This window comes from Halalkalibacter sp. APA_J-10(15) (genome assembly GCF_023017105.1).
GTDB lineage: Bacteria > Bacillota > Bacilli > Bacillales > Bacillaceae_D > Halalkalibacter.
In genome coordinates this window covers 330,262-353,611 of the sequence record NZ_JALKEV010000001.1, presented here as the reverse complement: position 1 = coordinate 353,611, position 23,350 = coordinate 330,262, and the positions used below count along the sequence as shown (strand labels likewise).

Below are 23,350 nucleotides of genomic sequence, written 5' to 3'. Positions count from 1 at the left end.
ACCTCTTAAACTATTTATTAAATATCCATTCATATGGATACGTTCCATGACTACCAATATAGAAAAATACATACCACCAATGGAAAATTAAATAACAAAACAAAGCCCAACTCAGAAGGAATTCCCCTCTATTGTTTAAGCACCTAAAGAAATAAGGAATTAATAAAACTTGTGCTACTTCAAAATTTAGAGATATTCTACTAATAAAATCTGCACCTACAAACCTTGAAAAATTCAATAGCATTCCTATAATAAAGATTGAAAAGTATAAAATAAAACTCCTATCTCTTTCTCCTATATACTTATACACATAGAAACCTATAAATAAGAACGGAAGACTCCTTACTAAAAAACCTATACCTTCAGTCGTAGATTCTTCCTCTAAATATTTTATATAATAATCTAATTCTGGCACTGCCCCAAGTATCGGAATCAATATTCTATCTAAACTTAAAACAATAATAGCAGTAACAGTATATATCAGAATTCTAGATAATGTTCTATTTTTTTTCCCAATTAAAGCGTATATAAAATATATGGGGAGAAACAATAATGCAGAATTATGGAACCCTGATGCTAAAACGATTAACAAGGTAAACTTGATTAATTTTCTATCCTTAATAAACCTAATGCTATACAAAACAATTGCCATTGTGACCGCTTGCCTCACAGTATTAAATGACATTTGGTAATATAGTAGCATAAAAACAAACATTCCAATTCCCGGACTTATCACATGACAGTAATTTTTTAAAGTGAGGTATATGAATAGCATCATAAGTAAACCTATTATAAAAAATACTATTTCTATGTCTCCACCTAAACTTGCTACTATTTTATTTAGATATTCATATCCCCATTCCATGCGAGTTTCATTACCACTTCTTATCAGTTCATAGTTTCTAATATAACTGTAATAATCTGTTCCTATTCCATATCTAACTGCAAAGAAAAAAGAGGGTATAAAAATAGCTAACAAAGCATAAGTCACTGTAAGAAACCTGCTTCGTACTTTAACAGAAAGTTCTGTACAAATACTTACTACTATTACTAACAGTATATAAAATAACATCTATCCACTTCCATATTAATCATATTTCATTACCTTATATAGATTTAATAAATTCTTTCCAAAAGATATTTCGTCTATAGTCAAGAGTATCTTTCTTATAGTATTTTGCTTCTTCAAAGTTTCTTAGAGCAATCGCTTTTAATTGATTTGGATCACCAATAATACTTAATATCTTCTTAGATAGTCCTGTATAATCCCCAGCCTTATGAATACAAGAATTATCAATTAACTCTCTAATACCTCCAGCACTTGAGCCTACAACGGGGCAAGCTCTGCTCATAGCTTCAATTACAGCTCTTGGTAACCCTTCTTGAAAACTTGGCTGAATATATATATCAATTTCATCTAACCAACTTAAGACAGGCTCACCTCCTGGAAGTACACCACAAAAATGGATGTCCTCCTCAATGTTCAATTCCTCAGCAAACCTTCTCCATTGCTCTGTTTCACCATCACCTAATATTTTAAATTCAAAATCTAAACCATTTTGTTTTATCAAACTTAAAGCTTTTAGGGCTATATCCCAACCCTTGATCCTATTGTTCAAATTGCCGATCATGCCTATTTTAATTTTCTTGTTATTTTGATCTATTTTTTTTATACGAGCTGACAAGTTTTCTTCTTTTATTTCCTTAATTTCAACATTAGATATATTTTCAGTTAAACCATTGCACGGGTATCTACTCTGTAAAAATGTATTAGTAACATATATCGCTCTAGGAGCGTTCTTTACATTTTTTTTCATTTTATACATAGCAATTGGAGCATAAATTTTTGCTTGCAATTTACCATAATTCCATAGTGCGTCCCAGACACAAGCAACAATTTCAACAGCATACGGTTTATTCATTTCTTTAGCAATAGTGATAGCTAGGTTTCCTATTTCACTTGGCAGCCTTGCTATTACTGCATCTGATTCTTTTATAGCCTTGCTTAATTTATCTTTTGCACTAATTCTATTTCTAAATTGAGCTATTGGTCCACTTAAGGTTGGTATTTCAACAAACGATGCTGATTGTAAATCGAAATTATTATATTTTTTTTGAGTATCTATAACTCTATTATCCAACCTTGCAGTAACAACAATACTATCAAAATGCTGAATATATCTTTTCCAGACGACATTATTAAAACTGCCAGTAGTAAATAAATTCCCTTCACTATCTTTTTTAAATATATGGTCATGCGCAAATACTACTTTCATATTCCGCTCGCTCCAAACTTCATTTTATTCTAAATTACTCAGCTAAATTTGAGTAAAGTGTATTATGTTTATTAACGTTATTATTTAAAGAATATTTTTCATTTACATACTTTAAATTGCTAATCTTTTGATCTTTCATTAAATTTTGATCTAAAAAGATCGTATAAATTCTTTCAACAAAATCATTTACACCCTTACAAACATAATCATCATCACCCACAACCTCTACTGAACCACCCGAATCAGTAGTCAAAACAACCGTTCCTCTACTCATCGCTTCAACTAATGTTCGTCCGAACGACTCTGTGTTATAGTTCGAGGTTAAAACAAAGAAATCAATATCGTAGTAGAACTTGTCCATTTCTTTTAGGTCAATATTGATCTTCCCTTCAAACCTTTCTCCAATCATTTCTTTCATCGCTTCAAACATTTTTTCAGTATCTAACCTTGATGCCTCATCTAAGCAACCTACAGCCATCTTAACTTGTAGCTTTTCTCCTAATTTTTCATTTAATTCTTTCGAAATTTCTACTGCTAATGGCCAATTCTTCCAATCGCAATAACGTCCAGCAAATCCAATTACTATCGTGTCATTACTTTCTTTTACTAATTTAGGATCATATATTTCAAATAATTCTCCGGCTGTATTCTCTATCACTTTAAATTCAACCTGTATACCTTTATTTTGAATGGCTTCTTTCCAATGCTTCATATTAAATGTCGTAGTTGTTACTAAAACATCAAGTTCTTTTATAAAAGAATAAAATATTCGCTTAAAAAAATTATTATATTTTGTAAATAACCCTCGTTCCGTATGCACAATTCGAATCCTTTTAGGAATTAACTTTAGCTTTTTTAAGAGAGCTACAATGAAAAAACTAACCTGTGCTTGTGTATGAATGACAGCAGGTCTTTTTTTATTAATATAATTTCTTACTTTTGCTATATAGAGCAAAAACGCTATTGGGTTTTTGATCAAATGTTTAATTCTCGTTTTTTTCGTAATAATATGATAGTCTACTCCATAAACTGGCTTACTTATTTGCCCTGGTTGTATCACACTTATATGGAATGAATCTTTTACTCCGTTAATAATGATTTTTGTGGATTCCTGTTCGCCACCAACAGTCTCAAGAGAATTATCACTCATAATCAATACGTCTATGTTCATCTCGGATGCTCCATTTACTTCTGTTTCTTCTATTGATTTTCTTAAATGATTTATTTGATAGTCACTTTTATCATAAAGACTCAATTCTTCACTATACACCAAATTCCCAAACACCTTATTCAATATCCCTACTCTATTAATAAAAAGCTTCAGTATAAAGTTAAATATAGAAACTAATCGCACTTTCTTCCCATGCACGTCCCCAATCAACCGAACCATTTCACTCGTTTTCACATATTCCTCATTTTGCGGAAAAAACAACCCTTCCTCTTCATTCTCAATCATTAAGCGAATGAACTCAGAAAGATTGTCCACATGAAGCATGCTGCGCTGGTTATCAATATTCGGGAAGATCGGCAGCAGACGTGCTGCTTTCGCTAGCTTCGGATAGTTGCCCTTCGATCCTTTTCCATAAATCATCGGCGGTCGAATAATTACGACTTTGAAATCCTCACTCGAAAGTGGCTTGATCCCTTCTTCTGCTTGTAGCTTACTATTCCCGTAGAAATTGCTCGGTGTTGGAATCGTATGTTCATCAATGACTCTCGCTTCACGGCTACTGTCACCGTAGACAATAATACTGCTCATGAATATAAATTGCTTGACCCCATCGTTTTTCGCTTTTTTCGCTACTTCAATCGTTAAGTCTCGATTAACTCGGTAGTATAGCTCCTCTTGCTTTGGATCAGAAGAAACATGAGCGATTCCTGCTAAATGCAAAACCGTATCGTATCGTGAGAAGTCCGTCTCTTGCCATGAGTCGTCTCTTACACTAATAGTGTCTATGGAATAATCATAGTCACCCTGTTCAATCCATTCCTGAAAGCTCTTGCCTACATAACTACTGGAGCCTGTGATTAGCACCTTTTTCATTCTGAAGCTCTCTCCTTTTGCCTATGAGCTTCATTGTTTGGTCGTGCGCCTGTTCCACCTTCGACGACTCCATCGCTTTTGAAGACACTCACAATTGTACCGAAGAAGCATTTCACATCCATTTTTATCCCAATTTTCCCTACATACTCCCCATCAAGCTGGGCTTTCACATCAATCAGAAGCTCATCTCGACCGTTAATTTGTGCCCAGCCTGTTAATCCAGGAGGTACATCATTAGCACCGTACTTGTCTCGTTCTGCAATGAGGTCATATTGATTCCAAAGAGCAGGACGTGGGCCAATAATGCTCATATGCCCGACAAAGATGTTCCAAATTTGCGGAAGCTCGTCTAGCGACGTTTTTCGCAGGAATTTCCCGACCTTCGTAATGTATTGATCTGGATTGTCCAGCATATGGGTTGGGGTATCCTTTGGCGTATCTATTCTCATCGTGCGGAATTTCAAAATGTGAAAGTATACTTTGTGTATGCCTACACGCTTTTGTTTAAAGAGAACTGGCCCTTTTGATTCGGCTTTGATTGCGATAATGAGAATAAGAAAGATCGGTGAAAGGAGAATCATTCCGATCAGTGACAAGACGATATCTACTAGCCTCTTACATTTCATATACATGGGAAAACAACACGCTCCTACTTCTTAGTTAATTAGTACTTATTTCATTCTATTATCAAATAACTACTGATCAACCAATCTCTGATTTCAATAAAATAAGTCAGCTACGGATTGATTGTAACAACACGTTAAGCTGACTTAAATCCTCATAATGTCCTAGACTAATTCCTTTAACTCACTCACTCTGAAATTCGCAATATCCAACAGCTCTTTCCGTAAGCATTCGCGCTCTTCGTCTTGGAATCGTTCCACCAAATCAAACGTCACATTAATATTCACAGGTGGCGTCTTTCCGCGATAAATCTTCGGATACACCTGCTCACTATGAACCTCATCGTCACTTAATAGCTCCTCAAACATCTTCTCCCCAGGTCTCATACCTGTGAAGACGATTGGAATCTCATCCTCCGTGTAGCCTGATAGCTTAATTAAGTTTCGGGCGAGGTCGACGATTTTGACTGGCTCACCCATATCAAGGACAAACACCTCTCCACCCTCTGCTAATGCGCCTGCCTGTAAGACGAGACGAGACGCTTCTGGGATCGTCATGAAATAACGCACCATTTTCGGATCAGTAACGGTGACAGGCCCACCTGCTTGGATTTGCTCCTTGAAGAGTGGGATGACACTTCCACGGCTTCCTAATACATTTCCGAATCGGACCGCAACAAAGCGTGTGTTACTGACCATATCCATATGCTGAATGATCATTTCGGCAATTCGTTTCGTTGCGCCCATCACGCTCGTTGGATTGACCGCTTTGTCTGTAGAAATCATCACGAATGTGTTAACCTTCGCTACACTTGCGGCTTCTGCAACATTGCGAGTCCCGATGACGTTGTTCTTCACCGCTTCCTCTGGGTTTCGTTCCATTAATGGAACATGCTTATGAGCAGCGGCATGGAAGACAACTCTGGGCTTTCTCGTCTTCATGATCGAGAAGATTTTCTCACGGTCTTGAATGTCGGCGATTTCTGTTGAAACATTCAGATGAGGAACATTTCTCTTCAGTTCCATTTCAATGGCATAGATGCTATTTTCACCGTGTCCGAGTAGCACTAGCTCTTTTGGTGAGAATTTGGCAATTTGGCGACAAACCTCTGAACCAATCGAACCACCGGCACCAGTCACGAGAATGGTATTGCCCTTAATATATTTCTCAATTCCGTCGATATCTAAATCGACAGGCTCACGACCGAGTAAATCCTCAACCTCGACGTCTCTGAACTGACTAACAGATACCTTACCGGACATAATATCCTCAATGCGCGGAAGAATTTGCGTCTTCGCCTTTGTCTTCGAGCACTCATTGAAGATATTGTTAATCTTTTCTCGTGAAAGAGAGGGAATGGCGATAATAATTTGTTCAATTCGCTCACGATTGACAACACGCTCGATTTCAGAAATTCCGCCGACGACAGGCAAGTCGAGAATTTCTAGATTTTGTTTCGCTAAATCATCATCAATGAACGCTACCGGACGTAGATCTGACTCTTGGCTTTGCTGGAGCTGCCTTGCGACCATCGTTCCACCTGCACCCGCACCAATGATAAGCGTCTTCTTCTTATCAATGTTCGGCTTAATATATTGATCTCGAAATAAGCGCCACGAGAAGCGCGAGCCACCGATAAGGAGGATATGCATCATCCATGTAATGGCGAGTGTACGTAAGGAGATCGCTTGAAAGAAGACGAGCTGCACGACACCTGTTAGAGCAATTGTAATCGTCACAGCCTTCGCAATACCTAGCAGCTCTGAAACACTAGCGTATTGCCAAACCTTCTTATATAGCTTGAAGTAATAGGCAAATAGATGATGACCGACTAACAACGTGATCGAGCTCACAAACAAGAACGACGTAAATGGATTTCCCGTCGGTGCCAAAATAAAGTTACTAATAAAAATCGCCGTTATGACGATGATCGAGTCGACGAACATGAGAAATGCCACCCGTTTTCGATATGTCATTCCTTTCACCTTTCTTTCCAAAATTAGATTGTATCCCACTAAAGCCATTATCATTAAAAGAGTTGTCTTATACATCATAAAGCCTTAAGTCAATATTCTTTTCCAAAGCAAAGAGGACTCACTTAAGGCTTTCTTAGTTGTGTCGTGTAGCCGTTACAGGTGCTTAAGATTCCTTTGAAAGGTTGCTCTTTCAGACATGCATGTAACGATAGCAGCAGCCACCAACCGTGATTGCTGTGAATGTTATGCATCCTAACATATTAAATAAAAATGGGCATCTAACCCACCCTCACATCAAACCACTGACAACGTTTGTGTCTAAGGCTCTCACCCACAGCATGATCGAGTATCCCCATCGATATCGGCAAGGAGACATTGCCAAAGTATCATTATGCTTATCGCACACTAGAATATCCCTAACCATTTCTTACGTGTACGAATTCTCTCTGGTGGCTCCGCATAAACAAACTGACCTTCAATAAGTAGCTCAGCGTTCTCTTTTAATTGCATCACATATTCATAGCCAAATAGCTTCTCAGCCTCATTCAGTGCCTCGGTCATTCTAAACGTTCTCTCTGTAAGGTTATGTGCATCAGATGCAATAAAATGCGTTAAATTAAACTCCATTAGCTGTTCAGAGAATTTCTTAATATTCTTGCCAAAGTGCCCCGTCAAACTCGATGTCGTCACTTGTGTTAATGCTCCATCCTTCACAAATTCATAGAGCATGTCAGGCTTTTCGATAAACACTTTGTTACGCTCGGGATGAGCAATAATTGGAATATATTCTTGCATTCGCAATTCATAGAATAATTGTTTTGTATAACGTGGTACTTGACTCGACGGAAATTCAACTAGAAGATACTGCTGATGTCCACCATAGGTTAATAGATCACCTGTCTCAAAATGACCGATCATCTCTCCATGGATACGGATTTCTTGTGCTGGAAGGATATTGACTGGAATATCATGTTCCTTCAGAGCCTCATTCAACTCTTCAACCGCTTCTATTACCGAATGCCCAGCATTTGAGAAGGAAGGGTGATGATGATGCGGAGTTGCCACAATGGTCGTGATTCCTTCTTGTTGAGCTTGCTTCGCTAGTTCGATGCTTTCAGCGATCGTCTTTGCGCCGTCATCAACCCCAGGCAATATATGACAGTGAATATCAATCATCTTAACACCTTCTTTCTCTCATTTTTTTTAATTTCTCTTAAATGTTTTGTAAAAAACAAATTAATCGTAACATAGAATGCGCCACTATCAAATTATTGGTTGGCGTAATAGTAATATTGTCCTTCGTTCACTTCTTTGTTGTTCAGAACAACGCCTAAAAGCCTTGCCTTCGCCTTCATTAACAGGTCTTTCGTCCTTGTTAATTGTTCCTTATCTGTCTTTCCGCTAGATGTGACAATAATCGTTCCGTTCACTTTACTTGCAATAATTTGCGGATCAGCAACAGCCATAACAGGTGGTGTATCTAAGAGCACGACATCAAACATTTCGGTTGCTTGGCGTAGCGTAATTTCCATCATTTTCGAATTCAACAATTCTGATGGGTTCGGCGGAATCGGCCCTGACGTGAGAATCGTTAAATTCTCAATCTTCGTCTGCTGACAGGCTTCGTCTAGCTCGTCCTGCTTCGTCAACACATTCGTCAGACCTCGACTATTAATCGTCTTGAACGTATAGTGCATCGTCGGCTTACGTAAGTCAGCGTCGATTAGTAACACTCTACTACCATTTTGAGCCATGACGATGGCTAAGTTAGCTGTTGTTGTTGACTTTCCTTCTCCAGGCCCTGATGATGTGACTGCAATCGTTCTCAGCTCTTCATCCACCGCAGAGAATTCAATGTTCGTGCGAATCGTTCGGTATTGCTCAGCAACTGGTGAGCGCTTATCCGTATCTGCGATTAAATTCCGTTCATTGTTCACTTTGTTCGGTCTATTCGTACGTGCCACTTGATCGTTCTCCTTTATCGACTAATTGATCTTACTTTTTTTCGACATCATGTTATCCATATTTGAAACAATTCCGAGAATCGGAAGCTCGGTCAAGTCTTCAACGTCTTTTTCCGTTTTGACAGTCGTATCTAAATATTCTAGTAAGAAGGCTACACCGACCGCTGCCATTAAGCCTACGACAAAGGCAATCGCCATATTTAACGTTGGATTCGGTGCGACAGGTGATGGTGAATCACCGACTTCAGCATGGGAAAGAATATGAACATTATCGACATTCATAATTTCAATAATTTCACGCTGAAACACTTCCGCTACCGTATTGGCAATAAGGGCGGCTTGTACTGGTTGTTCATGCTCAACTGAAATCCGCACGATTTGAGAATTGTTTTGCGGGTTTACACTAATCATACCTCTTAATTGACTGACCGATTCTGTTAAGCTTGCTTCTTCAATCACTTTATCTAAAATAATCGGCTCCCGAATAATTTCTGTATATGTGTTAATAATTTCAATATTTGTCCGGATTTCATTTTGACTTATTTGTTGATCACCGTTCGTTTGGTTCACGAGAATTTGTGTAGAGCTTTGAAAGATAGGGGTTAATAGTAAGTAGCTTGCTAAAGCGCTAACGACGACAGCGACGATCGGAATCAGGATGATCAGACGCAAATGCTTTTTGATCGTTAGCATAATATCCTTTAAACTAATTGTTTCTTCCATTTCGAATTTGAAACCTCCTACGATTAGTCACAATTGCTATGAGGATTATATCATAGATTGTCAATTTCTGTTCATGAAAATTTTGTTGAATCTTATTATTACTATAATTTATAATGAATGAGTAATCTAGCTACTTTTTTTGGAAAATGAGTCTAATACACTAGAGAAGGGCGTTTAAACGAATGACAAAGAAGAAAATATTGATTTCTATTGGGATCATATTTGGCGTATTATTTTTAGCAGTTGTGGCTTATGGCTTCTATTTGTACAAATCAGTGAGTGACACAGCGAGTGAAATTCATCAACCGATTGAACGGACGACAGAACGAAGAGAGAATGCTGTCGATATTGAGAATCAGGAGCCTTTGTCGTTTTTAATCACTGGTGTCGATTCGCGCGGTGAGACACATGCCGGACGTTCTGATACGATTATCGTCATGACCGTCAATCCGAATCAGCGATCGATTAAGATGGTAAGCATCCCGCGTGATACACGTACCGAAATTATCGGACGTGGCACGATTGAGAAGATTAACCATGCCTATTCCTACGGTGGTGTCGAAATGTCGATGGACACAGTGGAGAACTTCTTGGACATTCCAGTTGATCATTATGTGAGCATTAATATGGAAGGATTCAAAGGTTTAGTCGATGCTGTTGGTGGGGTAACGGTCGATAATGATTTCTCTTTCACGCAAAGTGGACATACGTTCAATGAAGGTGAAATCTACCTCGATGGTGAACAAGCATTGGCGTACTCACGAATGAGATATGAAGATCCCCGTGGCGATTTCGGCCGAAATGATCGCCAGCGTCAAATTGTCGAGTCTATGATTCAAGAAGCAGCACATATTGGCTCGATTACAAGAGTTGGCGAAATCCTGAATGTGGTCGGTGGTTCAGTGCGCACCGATTTGTCGTTAGATGAAATGTGGAAGGTTCAATCGAACTATCGTGATGCTAGGCACACAGTCGAGCAGATGCAAATTTCAGGTAGTGGTACGACGATTGATGGCATTTATTATTTCCAAGTCCCTGATGAAGAAGTAGCACGTGTTAGTGGTGAACTACGAGAGCATTTGGAGTTGGATTAAATAATGGTGAAGCGTGCACTTGCTCCTGTTGGGGTGAGTGTTCTTTTTTCGTCATGACTGTCGAAAGCTGTTTTCACTATGCATAGCGCTTATATCATAGACCGTGTATGTGCTTACTTCATTCATTTGTATGAATTTTGTTCTTTTTAGACCTAGTTTCTTCCTATTATTTAGTTCGATCTTGTGAATGGAGTTTGTTAAGGGAGTGCGACATTGTGTAAAGTGATGGATTTGTCGAATGAAGTATGAAACTGTCAGTGAGAGGGAATTTGTGAAAGAGGATGAGCCTTGGAGGAGGAGAAGGACACAGTGGGGGAGGACATGAAGCAGCGCGGAGGAGGTTGGGTGGCGGAGCGAACAGCAGTGTGAGGCAGGGGTGAATCTGCGAATCAGTGCGGTAGCGCGGAGGGACAAAGCAGGGTGGGACAGGCAACGCGGGCTGTGGAACGGTTCCTCGTTCCTCTATTTCCTCCATATACAGCTTTTGCGAGGCGAAGAGGCATCCTCATTCCTCTATTTCAGCATTTTTGCGGTTATTAGCTAGAGAATCGGAGTATTTGCGGAATGTGGATGACGCTCTTTCCATTTTTTCACTATTTTTTCGCTAATAGCGGCATGGCGATTCCCTTTGGATCGCGCGCTGTGATTGTGTTGAGGGCTTGCTCATGTTCTGAGGTTGGGGGAAGCGTTCAATGGGCCTGATTGATCTCTCCTTTGTGCTCTGAATCTAAATGAAAAAAGACATTGAAAACAGGTTCTTTTCAATGTCTTCCAACGTATCTTAGTGGAGGCGTTTCGCTCCAAGGTAACGCTGACTCCAATAGTTATTGTTTAAATTCGCAATCGTGACACCTGTCGATGATCCACTATGTACGAACTGATTGTTTCCAATATAGATTCCGTTATGAGATGGGCCACCTGTTGTATCGAAGAATACGATATCACCAACAGCTGGTTCTGAAACAGACTTACCGGCATTCCATTGCAAAGCTACAGTTCTTGGAATCGATACACCTTGCTTGTTGAATACATATTGAACGAATCCACTGCAATCAAAGCCATTCGTTGTTGTTCCGCCCCAAACGTATGGAACCCCAATTAAAGTCGCTGCATCTGCGACAACATTCGTTACAAAAGCTGAGGAATTCGATGATGAGTTGTTCCCATTAGACGCATTCGAATTAGAATTATTGTTCTTATTCGTCGAGACTTCCTTTAGCTTCGATAACGTTTGTGGACCGGCGATTCCGTCGACCTTCAAATTGTGTAGACGCTGGAAGCTACGTACTGACGTTGCAGTGATTTCACCATAATAGCCTGTTGGATCTTGGTTGAAGACACCCACTGAGCGAAGCTGTGATTGTAGCTCTGTGACAGCTTGTCCTGTGCTTCCGACACGGTAAACTTTCGATGTGTCGAGCTTTGACGTTTCTTGAGGTAGTGACGGCTTGTATTCAGGCTCCTTCACTTCTGTTTTGTTCTCATTTAATAGCTTTCCAATCGTTTGTGGTCCAACGATCCCATCAACCTTAATATTCATATCACGCTGAAAATCTCTTACCGCTGCCTCTGTCACACGCCCAAAGTATCCTGTTACATCTGTGCGAAAATAACCTTGCTCCTTTAGAATCTTCTGTAGCTGCTCGACATGCTTCCCGCTTTGCCCTTGGCGGATGAGCGATGAATAATTCGCAAGTGATGACGATGCTGATTGCGTTGGACTTGATGATTGTGTATTTGTGTTCGATGACGTTGGTGGTGCTACTTCCCCGTCCATTAATTCTAGTAGCTTGTTTAACGTTTGCGGACCCGCAATACCATCCACTTGAAGGTTATGCTCCTTCTGGAATTTGCGTACCGCTTCATTTGTAATCGTGCCGTAGTAGCCGGTAGACTGGTCGTAGTTGAAGAACCCTTTCTTCTTCAACGCATCTTGTAAGTCCTTGACGTCCGGATCGGTCATACCTTTACGTAGCGTCTGATCACCTAAAGCAGCATCTGCAACCTGTGGCGTGGTGATCAAAAGTCCAGTCGCAAATGCGGAAGAAATGACAACTCGTTTCAATGTCTTATTCATTCTAGTATTTTCCTCCTTGTACACTACTAGTATATAAGTCTAATAATTTCATTTTATAGTTATCTTTCAATTCTTTCCATCATTATTTTTATTGTTGAAAACGATTACATAAACACTATTATAATAGAAGAAACTCGGTTTTTCGGTTATTAAGGTTTATTTTTTAGTTAAAAATGAGTCTAAAGTCGCGTGTCTATAAGTCTATTATTGTGATGTGATGGCTTATTTTCAAGCGTTCGTTATATAGTCTATAATACCCTAATATAGTTTTTGATGTTCGTTATTGAGTCATTTGACTGATTCGATATATTGAACCTTGCGTTTAGAAGCTTCTAGGAGGCGATTGTAGGCTTTTTTGACTATTTTGTTAGGGAGAGTCGCGATAGCGAAATAATGAGCGTATGAGTTGATTGAGGGGGAGTGAGGAGGAAAGAGATTAGTGATAGGTGGGTATCTTTAAAAGTAGAGACCGAACAATCAGATATATGCGATATTTCATATGTTAACTATAGATTTTGACAGAATATGCTCTCACACCAAAGACCAATTAATTATCTCATTATCACAAATATAAGATTCATCAGCAAAAACGCCAGCGCAAGCAAATTTCCGCTTACGTTGGCGTTCACACAACTATTCTTTCGTACTTATATGCATTCGATGTGTCAGAATAAATCCACTGACAAGTATGAGAATACCGATAATTAAGAAATTGTAGAAGTTGGTTGCTGTCGCTGGTAGACTACCAACTTCTTCATATCCTTTTGAACCATCAGAAGATTCCTCTTCCTCATGACCTGGCTTTGGTTCTGGCTTTGGTTCTGGCTTCGGTTCTGGCTTCGGTTCTGGCTTCGGTTCTGGCTTCGGTTCTGGCTTCGGTTCTGGTAGCTCTTTATCAGGATCCGATATAGGAGGGTTAGCTCGATCTGATGACCCTTCATCTAAGTCTTTGTTATCACCTTCTGGAGGGTATGCGACTATAAGTGTAAACACCTCAATTTGATCTTGATAACGATCACCGTCGATTGTTATCCGTTCAATAGAAATCATATATTCTCGGCCACCTTGTAAGCCTGTGATTGTATAGGATGTTTCAGAGCCATCAAGCGTCGCAACGAGCTCGTTATTGACATAGATCATATAGTTAGCAGCTAAACCGTCTTCGTTCCATGGGGTTAGGTCAAATGTTGCCGTTGTTTCTGTGACTTCCGTCGGTTCAATAGATGGAGCAAAGGGTGGATCTTTTATCACGTTCACACCACGACTTTCTAATTCGGCAAGCACCGTCGTGGCCGAATTAGAAAGCGGATTCCCACTAACATTTACGCTATACAACTCTTCTAATTCAAGTAAAAAATCAATATTTACGACAAGGTTCCTCGAAAATGAGAGTTCCCTCAACTCTTCAAAATAAGCGAGTATTGAAAGGTCTTCGATTGCATTATCATCAATTGTTAAATGGCTTAAATATTCTGAGAACTGTTCTAGCTGAGATACATCTTGCAGCCCGACATTCGTTAATGATAATTGCCGTAAATTCGATATCGATTTTAGCGCATCATAATCAACACTAGTTAAATGACGATTATTGATTGATACCTGCGTTAAAAATTGAAAATCACTAAACCAATCTAAATCAAGTGTTTCATTGCCATCGATGTACACATTATTTAGATTTATCGCAAATTGTAGCCCCTCTATACTTGTCACGGTAGCATCAATAAGAATGCTATAAATGACCTCCATATCGGGTGGGTACACGTCACGATAATGTAAATGAAGTTGGTCACGAATCATTTGCTCTAGTGAATCATCAGCAAATGATACTGGATCCCCAGTCGGTTCTGCTACCGTCGCAATCGTAAAAATAGCATCGCCCATACGTCGTTCTCCGTCAAAAAAAGCGGCAATCTCGATTTCATAGCTAGTCTCTGGTTCAAGGTCTTCAACAAAATAATAATAATAGCAACACTCTCGTGAAGGGTCTGCTTCGACACTCGTAAAAAGTTCCCCATCGAGATATATTTCATAATAGTCCACATCGAACAGGTCATCGGGATAACTCCACACAATGAGAGCCGCACGATCATATTGATATTGCGCATAAGCATACATTCGTTCAAGAACGTAATCATTCTCTATTTCATTCTCATCTTGAATTGCTAGTAATAAGCTCTGATCTTCAATATGTACCTGTTCCATTAAAGTGGTTGTGGTTGCCTCCCCCGTCGTGGACACAATGTTACCTTCACCATCAAGCTCTCGTACTTCTAACTCATATGCGGTATCAGACTCGAGCCCTAAAACCTCATATGTCTCAGGATTCTCTGACCAAGTCTCCCATTTTTCACCATTCATTATTAAAGAAAGTGTATGATTATTATCTAATGTATAAAGTGGTTCAAAATGGAGAGTCAAATAATCTATTCCTGCTTCATAAGAAAAATTAAGCCCAACTTCCTCCTCTTCTGCTACGGCCACATTCGATAATGACACCTGATAAAACGAAAATACCCATGTCCAAATTAATAACATTGCTAAGGTTTTTTTCATACGCATTTGAACTCCTCCTAATTTATTTCAACCATACTAAAAAAGTAAATATCTAACTAATTTAGTATCCTCAAATGTTACTCTTCCAATTATACTATTGAATGACAAAAGATTACACATTTAATAGTCATTTTTTAACTATATTTGGTCACTTTTATTAAAAAAGTAAGACTTTAGATTGGAATAGTCTCACTTCATTAAATTTACTAAACCACTTCTTCGAAACAAATCATTAGCCTTCTCATGATCATGGCATCAACCCTAATGGGATTCTTTGACCACAAGACGCAGTACGATGTGAACATTTTGAACACTCTATACTAGACTTTTTTTGTCAGAAGATTATGATAGTAAGATAGACATTTCATTCATTGGAGGTATGAGAAGATGAAAACCTATACATTGAAAAATGGAACGGCATCTGCTGAGGTGATTCCTGAACGTGGTGGGATCGTGACGCGCTTGCAGCTTGAAGGGCATGATTTGCTCTATTTGAATGAGGATACATTATATGATTTAGATGCTAACGTACGAGGTGGGATACCGATTCTTTTTCCGATTAGCGGGCAGCTTGAGAATAAGCAATATGAGTGGGAAGGAAAGACATATACGTTGAACAACCATGGCTTTGCACGCAATGTACCATGGGAGGTTGTAACACAGGATGAGGATCAGCTCACGATTCGCTTAACGAGCACAGATGAGACGAAGGCTGGGTTTCCATTTGATTTCGAGCTTGAATTTACGTATCACTTGAAAGAGGGTGGACTAGTCATTGAGCAGACGTACACGAATTTGTCTGAGAAGCCGATGCCGATGTATCCTGGCTTCCATCCGTATTTCCGTACAGAGGAGAAAGGAGTTGTCGTCGAAAGTGATGCGACGATTATGCTTGATTACAACGATCATGACTTGAAGCCATTTGATGGGATCGTTGATTTAAATGGGAAGAAGGAGGCGATCGCTCTCATTGATGCGGAGAAACCTCACGTCGTCTTTGCATTGCCTGAACTAGGGACGAAGGTACGTATTAGCTATGGCGAGGATTTCCCATATGTCGTGCTATGGACTGAGGAAGGGAAGGGATTTGTTTGCGTTGAGCCGTGGATGGCGAAGAATGGTGAGTTTCATCGTAAGGATGAACTTGTTTATGTGAAGAATGGAGATCCGTTGAAGACGTTTTGCCGAATTGAACTTGCGGATTAATAGAAGAGGCTTCCCATTCCAGGGAGCCTTTCTTCTGTTATTGAATCATATGCTCCACTTCAGCAAGACCAAATGAGATAAGGACATCTATTTCCTCTTGTGTGAATCGATCCTCTAGCTTTTCTTGAATGCGTTGGATAGACTTATCATTGATTCCTTCTTCGGCAATTTCATATATCTCCATCAGCTCTGTTATTGTTAAACGAGCGACTAATGATTCGATCGTCTCTCCTTGAGCCGTTGCGACAACTGCCTGTTCTTCAGAAGGCACTGCACTCGCCGTTACAGCCTTCTCACGCCAAGTCTTCTCCGTTATCTCTTTATTCAACAGCTGGCTCTCGCCCTTTTTTGGATGATGCTGAACGGTGTACGAGCTGTTCTTCTCATCGTACGATTGATAACCTAAGTAGCCAGCACCTATAAATAACAGGAGGACACACACAGCTCCCGCTCCGATCGCTTTCCACATCGATCTCAGCTCCTTTCTCTGTTCTAGCATCAGTGTAGCCAACCTACACCGATGTCATACGCAGCAAAGCGGTACAAGGACGTTAGGAGTATTGCGAAAGTTGTCGTATTTGCTCACGTGAGCGCTTACACTACTTTTGTGAGCGTTTTCAAACAGTTTTTGTGCATTCTCGCAGTCGATTTGCACACTCCGAATCAAAATGAGAGCGTTTTCACAATCATTTTCCTCTTCTCTCATGAAAAAACCTAAGCACATACTCTCAAAAAACCTACATCACAAGCAGGAGGCATCCCCATTGGGGGCGAATAGTACCAATATGAAAGGAGTGATTCAATGATTGTAAAACCTTTGCGTGTGCCACAGATCCTTTTTCAGCTGGATGCATTAAGACGACGACTTCCGCCTAGTCATGAGCGGCAGACGATGATTCGTGAGCAGTGGCGGCGACGGGTGGCGGGTTATAAGGGCGAGAGGTCGCTAGAGTATGAGCTGAGCTTCTTAGATCCGAAGAGGTATGATCTCTTTCATGACGTCCGGCTTGCAGTCGGGGACTATTTCGCCCAGTTTGATCTGCTTATTGTGTGCTCGTGCTTCATCGTTGTCGTGGAGGTGAAGAATATCGCCGGTCAGCTCTATTTTGATCCTGACTTCCACCAGCTCATTCGCACCTTCGAAGGCGAAGTTGAAACGTTTCCCGATCCGATTTTGCAAAATGAACGGCAGGCCACACAGCTACAACGATGGCTCTCCTCCAACCGTTTTCCGGCTACTCCGATCCTTCCACTCGTGGTTATTAGCTCCCCTCATTCTCAAATCCAAACAAAAAAAGGCCACGAATCACTCTCTCACTATGTCATTCATAAGTCATTCCTCCCACAAATGATTCAACGTTATGAACGAATCTACCAGCAAACTTCTTATACTAATAAAAACCTCCGTCAGCTAACCACTCTTCTGTTACAAAGGCACGAGGCTGCTGCTTACTCTCTCCTTTCCGATTGGGGTATTGCTCCAGCTGCTTTACAACGCGGTACTCATTGCCCATCATGTGATCACCTTCCTCTCATCCGCACTCGTGGAAAATGGCTTTGTGCTTCCTGTGGTGAGTTTTCACAAAGTGCCCACTTCCATACTCTTCGTGATTATGTTTGCCTCATTGACGGTCGACTGACGAATGAGGAGGCGCAGCATTTTTTACAAATAACTAGTAAGCATCTCGTTCGCTCATGGCTAAAAAGAATTGCTGTATCTGATGGGAAGAAGCGGCGCCAGTCGTACGAAATTTCACTTGATTCATTACCTACCTTACTACATATCTAGCCACATAATGTCCTCTTATTCGCTAGGGTTCTCCGTATTGTAAAATATTTCTTATGGTTAACTTGGTAATAAAATGTATAATTAGAGACAAGAGGGAGTGTGGGGACATGGATTACATACAACATATTCGTTCGATTGCCGGTTCTCAGCCGTTAATCTTAACAGCCGCTTCGATGATTGTAATCGATGATGAGGGACGTGTTTTGCTACAGCATCGAACGGATACGAATACGTGGGGCTTGCCTGGAGGATTTATGGAATTAGGTGAATCGATTGAAGAGGCAGCCAGGCGTGAACTAAAGGAAGAAACCGGGCTTACGGTTCATGGGATGGAGCTCTTTGATGTCTTTTCTGGTAAGGAATTTTATTTTCAATATCCTAATGGAGATGAAGTATATAACGTGATTGTTTCATTTGTGACAAAAGAGGTGAGTGGCGATATTTTGATTGATCACGAAAGCCATGACGTGCGTTATTTTTCGTTTGATGAGCTTCCTGAACAAATGATTCCAACAACACGAAAAATGATTGAGCGTTATAAAAGAGAGCAGGGGGATCGTGATGAAGAAGCTAAATAAATGGTGGATCATTGCTATTAGCTGGTGTCTCGTCATTGCCATGGCTACCCGTCGTCCTGGGCTAACGGGGGAATCGACGGAATCGTTTTTTGATTTTATCGTCTTTATTGATCCTGAAATTATGAATTATTTCTTTCGCAAAGGGGTTCATTTAGCCTCATTTGGGTTGTTGGCTATCTTCTTTTTCCTGGCATTAGATCGTATCCGTCGACGAAAAATACGTTATTATGGCGCATGGATTCTAGCGAGTGGCTATGGCGTGATTGATGAGGTCCACCAAAGCTTTCTGCCAGATCGAACGGCAAGTGTACTCGATGTCTTAATTAATTCGCTCGGTGCATGTCTTGCTCTAATGATTATACATTTATGCTACATCAGCAAGCTCGAAAAGGAACGCCGCATGCTACGCAGTCGGCAGTTGGAGATGTAAATAGATATATTTATTCGATAATGAATAGTATGACATTGGAAAGATGCTTATTCTAGAGGAATAGGCATCTTTTTTTATCGACACTTGTAACTCATGACTATTAAAAGCCTAGAGAAGAGTTTTCCAAGTGCGGCGAAAAAGTTAAAACGAACTTTTTTCACTACACTTGTTGATTCTCCGCTCTAGGCTCATTTTTACTCGATATATTGAATCACATGCTCGCTCATTTCGTCATGCGTACTGCCGTTTATCGGCGATGCTCCGACTTCACTTAGCTCTCGAACGCGAAATGAACCTTCTTCTCTCGTCACGACCGTCGGTTCAATGTGAGGTGAATGGACCTCCAGGGAAACGAGCTCGTCATCAAGCGTTACCTTTGTCACATCGATGGTTGCAATCCCACCAATGTCCGTATAATCAAAGTTCTGCCCTGATAGGAAGTTCCCTAATGAATAGAACACCGTCGTTTCATGGCCATCCTCTTGCTCGATTACCTCAATCGGCTGCAAAACGTGCGGGTGGTGTCCAAAAATAATGTCAACACCAGCTTCGGCAAGGAGGTTCGCCTGTTGAAGCTGATCTTCATTTGGTTCCAAAATGTATTCAGCTCCCCAATGCATATGAACAATCAAAATATCGACCTCATCACGCAAGGCTGCAACATCTTCCTCCATTTGCTCATCGTCAATTAAAGCAACAACATAGTCATGGCCTTCAGGTACAGGAATGCCGTTCGTTCCGTACGTATAAGCAAGAATGCCGAGAGTAATACCATCGACATCGACAATACGATCTGTATCGCGATCGTCCTGGTCACGATACGCACCGACATAGCCAAGACCAATTTCTTCATAATAATCGATCGAATTGTATACTAAATCAAGCCCACGATCTAACGTATGATTATTGGCAACAGACACCATATCAACACCAGCCAACTGTAAGTCACGAGCAATTTCTTGTGGGCTGTTGAACGTCGGATACGTTGATAGCCCTAGCTCTTCTCCCCCAGGTAGCGACTCTTGGTTAGCCATCATAAAATCAGGTGCCTCCATCAAATGTTTGACAGGTTCAAGCATTGGCATGAAGTCATAGCCATCCTCTACCTCCGCTGTTTCATATAGACGTTCATGTAAGAGAACATCACCGACAGCCCCGATCGAAATCGTCGTTTCCTCCTCAACCGGTGGCGGTGGTTCTGGCTCTTCCTCTTGTTCTACCTCCGTTTCCTCAGGTGGTGTTACAGGCTCTTCTACGGCTGGTGGTTCTGTTGCTTGCTGACAGCCGACTAGCACGAGCAGCATGAGCACAACTGCCATTTGAATCTTATTCATCTTGTTCACTCCAATTATGTATCCGATTTGAATCGTGTCTTATTGTATCATGTTTCATCGAACCTTCGCGAAAAAAAGTATGTTTTTGCCATTTTCTTACTAATACCTTCTCTCAATTATTCAGTTTCCCCTAGACGAAACGGGCGATTTCGAGTACGTGCTTCATTCGAAAGGAATCATTTGTTTAGGTGCGATAATCCCCTTTTTTCCGTACTGTAAACATACCGGGAATATAGATGAAGCGCGTTTCTAGAAGGATTAGTAATATGATTGAAAATAGGACATTTGCTGAAGTTGCCAAGCAGTACGAGCCTCTCATTAGAGGACAAATCAAAAAGCTGAACATCTATCGTAATCGTGAGGAATTCTATCAAGTTGGGCTAATTGGACTTTGGAAGGCGTATGAGCAATTCGATCAGGAAAAAGGGAGCTTTTCGACAATTGCGTTGTTCAAAGTGCGCGGTTGCTTGCTTGATTTTCTACGTAAGGAAGGTCGCTATAGCGACCACCATATTTACGGAATGGATATCGTGTTTGATTATATGGAGGATGAAGGCTGCCTGATCGCTGAGTGGCTTGACCACAACCTTGATGACTATCGCAAATTTCTAACTGATCGAGAAGTACAATGGCTGTACGACACGGTTATTCATGACAAAAAGCCCGCACAAATTGCCCACGAGCAAAAGGTTTCAACTAATACTGTAGCAACTTGGCGTAAAAAGGCAAAAGCCAAGCTCCAGGAAGCGATGAAAAAGGGCGAACTTAGAGGTCACTGAAAAAGTCCTTTCTAGTAACTCAAGGAAGAGTAATGGCTCCGCTCGTTGCGCGCCTTGCTATGAGAAACCCACTCATTGCAAGGCTTTCAAAATCGGGCAACGGCTACGCACATTACTTCAAAGCCACTGAAAAAGTTAAAACCAAACTTTTTCAGTGGCCTCCGAACTTAAGTTTCATTTGTGAACAGTTTATGCACAATTGGTGAACTAGTTAGCCATGGATAATGAATAAAGCCATCGTTATCCACAGTGTTATGCACATTATCCACCGATTTCTATGAGAAATCCACAAAAACAATCGTTTCTATCAAACAAACTTGATAACGACGCGTTCTGTTTTTGTGGATAACTTTTTATGGTTTTGTTGATAACTTCCTCACCGTTTTGTCTAATAAGACCGACATTTCCTCTAATGTCTGACCCATTTCTGTTAGTTGAGTCGCCGTTGAAAGCTGCTCTTCTGTCGTTGCGGCGATTTCCTCCGTACCTGACTGTGCTTCATCAACAAGCTCCACTGTACCGAGCATAAGTTCATTCACTCGCTCTCCTCGGGAAACAAGCTCTGCCATCATCTTTTTCATTGCAGCCGTTTGCTCTTTAATATCATCGGTTGCATCATCAATTGATGTCATAACTTGTGTCGTTCCTTGCATTTTCTCAACAATGCCATTCATGTCGGCTTCATTTTCATGAATATCACGAACCATATTCTCTACTTCTTGCTGGATGGCTGTAATATGAAGGTGAATTTGTCCAATTGATGCCTGAGACTGTGTCGCCAAGTTACGAACCTCATCTGCAACCACCGCAAAGCCTTTCCCATGCTCTCCTGCACGCGCTGCTTCAATCGAAGCATTTAATGCTAGTAAGTTCGTTTGCTCAGAAATCGACGTAATCAGCTCAATGATTTCATTAATTTCACGCGACTTATCACTTAATCGTTTCACACTCTTTGCAGTATCTGTAAATTTTGTCTGTGTAAGTGTCGTCTTTTCCATCGAGGACTTAACCGCCTTCTGTCCTTCCTTAATAAGTGAAAGCACATCAGTTGCGGAATCATCGACTTGATCGACACGACTTGAAAAGCTCTTCATTTCCTTTGCAGTCTTATTCGTTTCCTCTACGACAACTTGGATATCCTTCACCATCGTTTCCGTCGTTTGTGAGAAATGCTCTGTTGTCGTTGCAATTTGTTCGGATGATTGCTGTGTTTCTAATAGAGCATGTCTCATCCCATTGGATTGCTTCGAAAGCTGATCACTTGATGAGCCTAACTCCTCTATGAGAAACTCCATTTGCTCTGCGGTCTCATTGAAAACCATCCCGAGCTGTTGGAATTCATCGCCCGTTCCAATGCTCACTCGTTTTTCATAGTCATTCCTTTTAAAGGCCTGTGCGATTTCTGTTAATTTGGCAAGAGGCTTTTTAATGAGAAAATGGATAATTAGTACACAGCCAACCGCACCAACAAGAACAGTGAAAAGGGACGTCACAACCGTTACCATTGTCGGATTGGCAATATGCGCATGCGCAAAACCTGTTACCGTCGTACTAATGCTCGTAATGATAAAAATAAGCACTACAAGCAACACCGTTACCTTTAATTGCAAATTCATTTTGAGTTTTTTACTTCCAGTTTTAATAACGAGCCCTCCTAATCTAATGAAATATTCCCACAAGTTGTAAAGTCCATCTATTTTAAAAGCTTATACCCAATATCGATTAATTTCTTCTAAATTCAACATCTTTAGGTATAAGCTTACATAATGTGACTTTATCACTAGTATACAAGACGTGTAACTAGTTGCATAGTAGAATTTTTTTAACGTGTGCTAGTCGGGTACTTGTCGTAGAAAAGATCAATCCCACAAAAAAAGATGTCCAAAGGCCTATTAACCTTTGG

19 protein-coding genes are annotated in these 23,350 nt (G+C 40.5%); 6 read left to right on the top strand and 13 right to left on the bottom strand.

Features of this window, described 5'->3' with window-relative positions:
- Positions 1 to 10: 10 nt before the first annotated feature.
- From MW695_RS01635 to MW695_RS01595, 8 genes are all read right to left on the bottom strand, one after another.
- The gene (locus MW695_RS01635) at positions 11 to 991 is read right to left on the bottom strand and encodes an EpsG family protein (protein WP_247102286.1); all 981 of its coding nucleotides are present in this window, start codon (positions 989 to 991) and stop codon (positions 11 to 13) included.
- Positions 992 to 1,106: 115 nt separating this feature from the next.
- Positions 1,107 to 2,276, bottom strand: a complete 1,170-nt coding sequence (locus MW695_RS01630; protein ID WP_247102284.1) for a glycosyltransferase — start codon at positions 2,274 to 2,276, stop codon at positions 1,107 to 1,109.
- Positions 2,277 to 2,310: 34 nt separating this feature from the next.
- Positions 2,311 to 4,320 (bottom strand): NAD-dependent epimerase/dehydratase family protein, encoded by a 2,010-nt coding sequence (locus MW695_RS22850; RefSeq protein ID WP_306421056.1) that lies wholly within the window; start codon positions 4,318 to 4,320, stop codon positions 2,311 to 2,313.
- A complete protein-coding gene (locus MW695_RS01615) occupies positions 4,317 to 4,952 on the bottom strand; it encodes a sugar transferase (RefSeq protein ID WP_247102281.1) in 636 nt (211 codons plus the stop codon). Before MW695_RS01615 ends, MW695_RS22850 begins: the two co-directional genes overlap by 4 nt.
- Before the next feature lie 156 nt (positions 4,953 to 5,108).
- On the bottom strand, positions 5,109 to 6,920 hold the full coding sequence (locus MW695_RS01610; protein ID WP_247102278.1) for a polysaccharide biosynthesis protein: 1,812 nt from the start codon (positions 6,918 to 6,920) through the stop codon (positions 5,109 to 5,111).
- Positions 6,921 to 7,325: 405 nt separating this feature from the next.
- On the bottom strand, positions 7,326 to 8,096 hold the full coding sequence (locus MW695_RS01605; protein ID WP_247102267.1) for a tyrosine-protein phosphatase: 771 nt from the start codon (positions 8,094 to 8,096) through the stop codon (positions 7,326 to 7,328).
- Positions 8,097 to 8,188: 92 nt separating this feature from the next.
- Positions 8,189 to 8,884, bottom strand: a complete 696-nt coding sequence (locus tag MW695_RS01600) for a CpsD/CapB family tyrosine-protein kinase (protein ID WP_308446057.1) — start codon at positions 8,882 to 8,884, stop codon at positions 8,189 to 8,191.
- A 21-nt stretch (positions 8,885 to 8,905) separates the two neighbouring features.
- The gene (locus MW695_RS01595) at positions 8,906 to 9,607 is read right to left on the bottom strand and encodes a YveK family protein (protein ID WP_247102264.1); all 702 of its coding nucleotides are present in this window, start codon (positions 9,605 to 9,607) and stop codon (positions 8,906 to 8,908) included.
- A gap of 182 nt (positions 9,608 to 9,789) precedes the next feature.
- On the opposite strand from MW695_RS01595, the gene MW695_RS01590 reads away from it, so the two are divergent.
- Positions 9,790 to 10,701, top strand: a complete 912-nt coding sequence (locus MW695_RS01590) for an LCP family glycopolymer transferase (protein WP_247102244.1) — start codon at positions 9,790 to 9,792, stop codon at positions 10,699 to 10,701.
- A 781-nt stretch (positions 10,702 to 11,482) separates the two neighbouring features.
- On the opposite strand, the gene MW695_RS01585 is transcribed toward MW695_RS01590, so the two are convergent.
- Positions 11,483 to 12,778, bottom strand: coding sequence for a C40 family peptidase (locus MW695_RS01585; protein WP_247102243.1), 1,296 nt, complete (start codon positions 12,776 to 12,778; stop codon positions 11,483 to 11,485).
- A 633-nt stretch (positions 12,779 to 13,411) separates the two neighbouring features.
- Positions 13,412 to 15,337, bottom strand: coding sequence for a leucine-rich repeat domain-containing protein (locus MW695_RS01580; RefSeq protein ID WP_247102240.1), 1,926 nt, complete (start codon positions 15,335 to 15,337; stop codon positions 13,412 to 13,414).
- Between the two features lie 381 nt (positions 15,338 to 15,718).
- On the opposite strand from MW695_RS01580, the gene MW695_RS01575 reads away from it, so the two are divergent.
- Positions 15,719 to 16,537, top strand: coding sequence for an aldose epimerase family protein (locus MW695_RS01575; RefSeq protein ID WP_247102238.1), 819 nt, complete (start codon positions 15,719 to 15,721; stop codon positions 16,535 to 16,537).
- 37 nt (positions 16,538 to 16,574) lie between these two features.
- Here the strand turns inward: MW695_RS01575 and MW695_RS01570 are convergent, their stop codons facing one another.
- On the bottom strand, positions 16,575 to 17,006 hold the full coding sequence (locus MW695_RS01570) for a hypothetical protein (protein WP_247102236.1): 432 nt from the start codon (positions 17,004 to 17,006) through the stop codon (positions 16,575 to 16,577).
- A 450-nt stretch (positions 17,007 to 17,456) separates the two neighbouring features.
- On the opposite strand from MW695_RS01570, the gene MW695_RS01565 reads away from it, so the two are divergent.
- From MW695_RS01565 to MW695_RS01555, 3 genes are all read left to right on the top strand, one after another.
- A complete protein-coding gene (locus MW695_RS01565) occupies positions 17,457 to 18,326 on the top strand; it encodes an NERD domain-containing protein (protein WP_247102234.1) in 870 nt (289 codons plus the stop codon).
- A 107-nt stretch (positions 18,327 to 18,433) separates the two neighbouring features.
- A complete protein-coding gene (locus MW695_RS01560; protein ID WP_247102232.1) occupies positions 18,434 to 18,904 on the top strand; it encodes an NUDIX hydrolase in 471 nt (156 codons plus the stop codon).
- Positions 18,888 to 19,334, top strand: coding sequence for a VanZ family protein (locus MW695_RS01555; protein WP_247102230.1), 447 nt, complete (start codon positions 18,888 to 18,890; stop codon positions 19,332 to 19,334). The genes MW695_RS01560 and MW695_RS01555 overlap by 17 nt, the downstream gene beginning before the upstream one ends.
- A gap of 194 nt (positions 19,335 to 19,528) precedes the next feature.
- Here the strand turns inward: MW695_RS01555 and MW695_RS01550 are convergent, their stop codons facing one another.
- Positions 19,529 to 20,668 (bottom strand): CapA family protein, encoded by a 1,140-nt coding sequence (locus MW695_RS01550; protein ID WP_247102228.1) that lies wholly within the window; start codon positions 20,666 to 20,668, stop codon positions 19,529 to 19,531.
- A 266-nt stretch (positions 20,669 to 20,934) separates the two neighbouring features.
- Between MW695_RS01550 and MW695_RS01545 the strand changes: the two genes are divergently transcribed.
- Positions 20,935 to 21,447: a sigma-70 family RNA polymerase sigma factor gene (locus MW695_RS01545; RefSeq protein WP_247102225.1), complete on the top strand. Its 513-nt coding sequence runs from the start codon at positions 20,935 to 20,937 to the stop codon at positions 21,445 to 21,447.
- Between the two features lie 353 nt (positions 21,448 to 21,800).
- Here the strand turns inward: MW695_RS01545 and MW695_RS01540 are convergent, their stop codons facing one another.
- A complete protein-coding gene (locus MW695_RS01540; RefSeq protein ID WP_247102215.1) occupies positions 21,801 to 23,063 on the bottom strand; it encodes a methyl-accepting chemotaxis protein in 1,263 nt (420 codons plus the stop codon).
- Between the last annotated feature and the right edge of the window lie 287 nt (positions 23,064 to 23,350).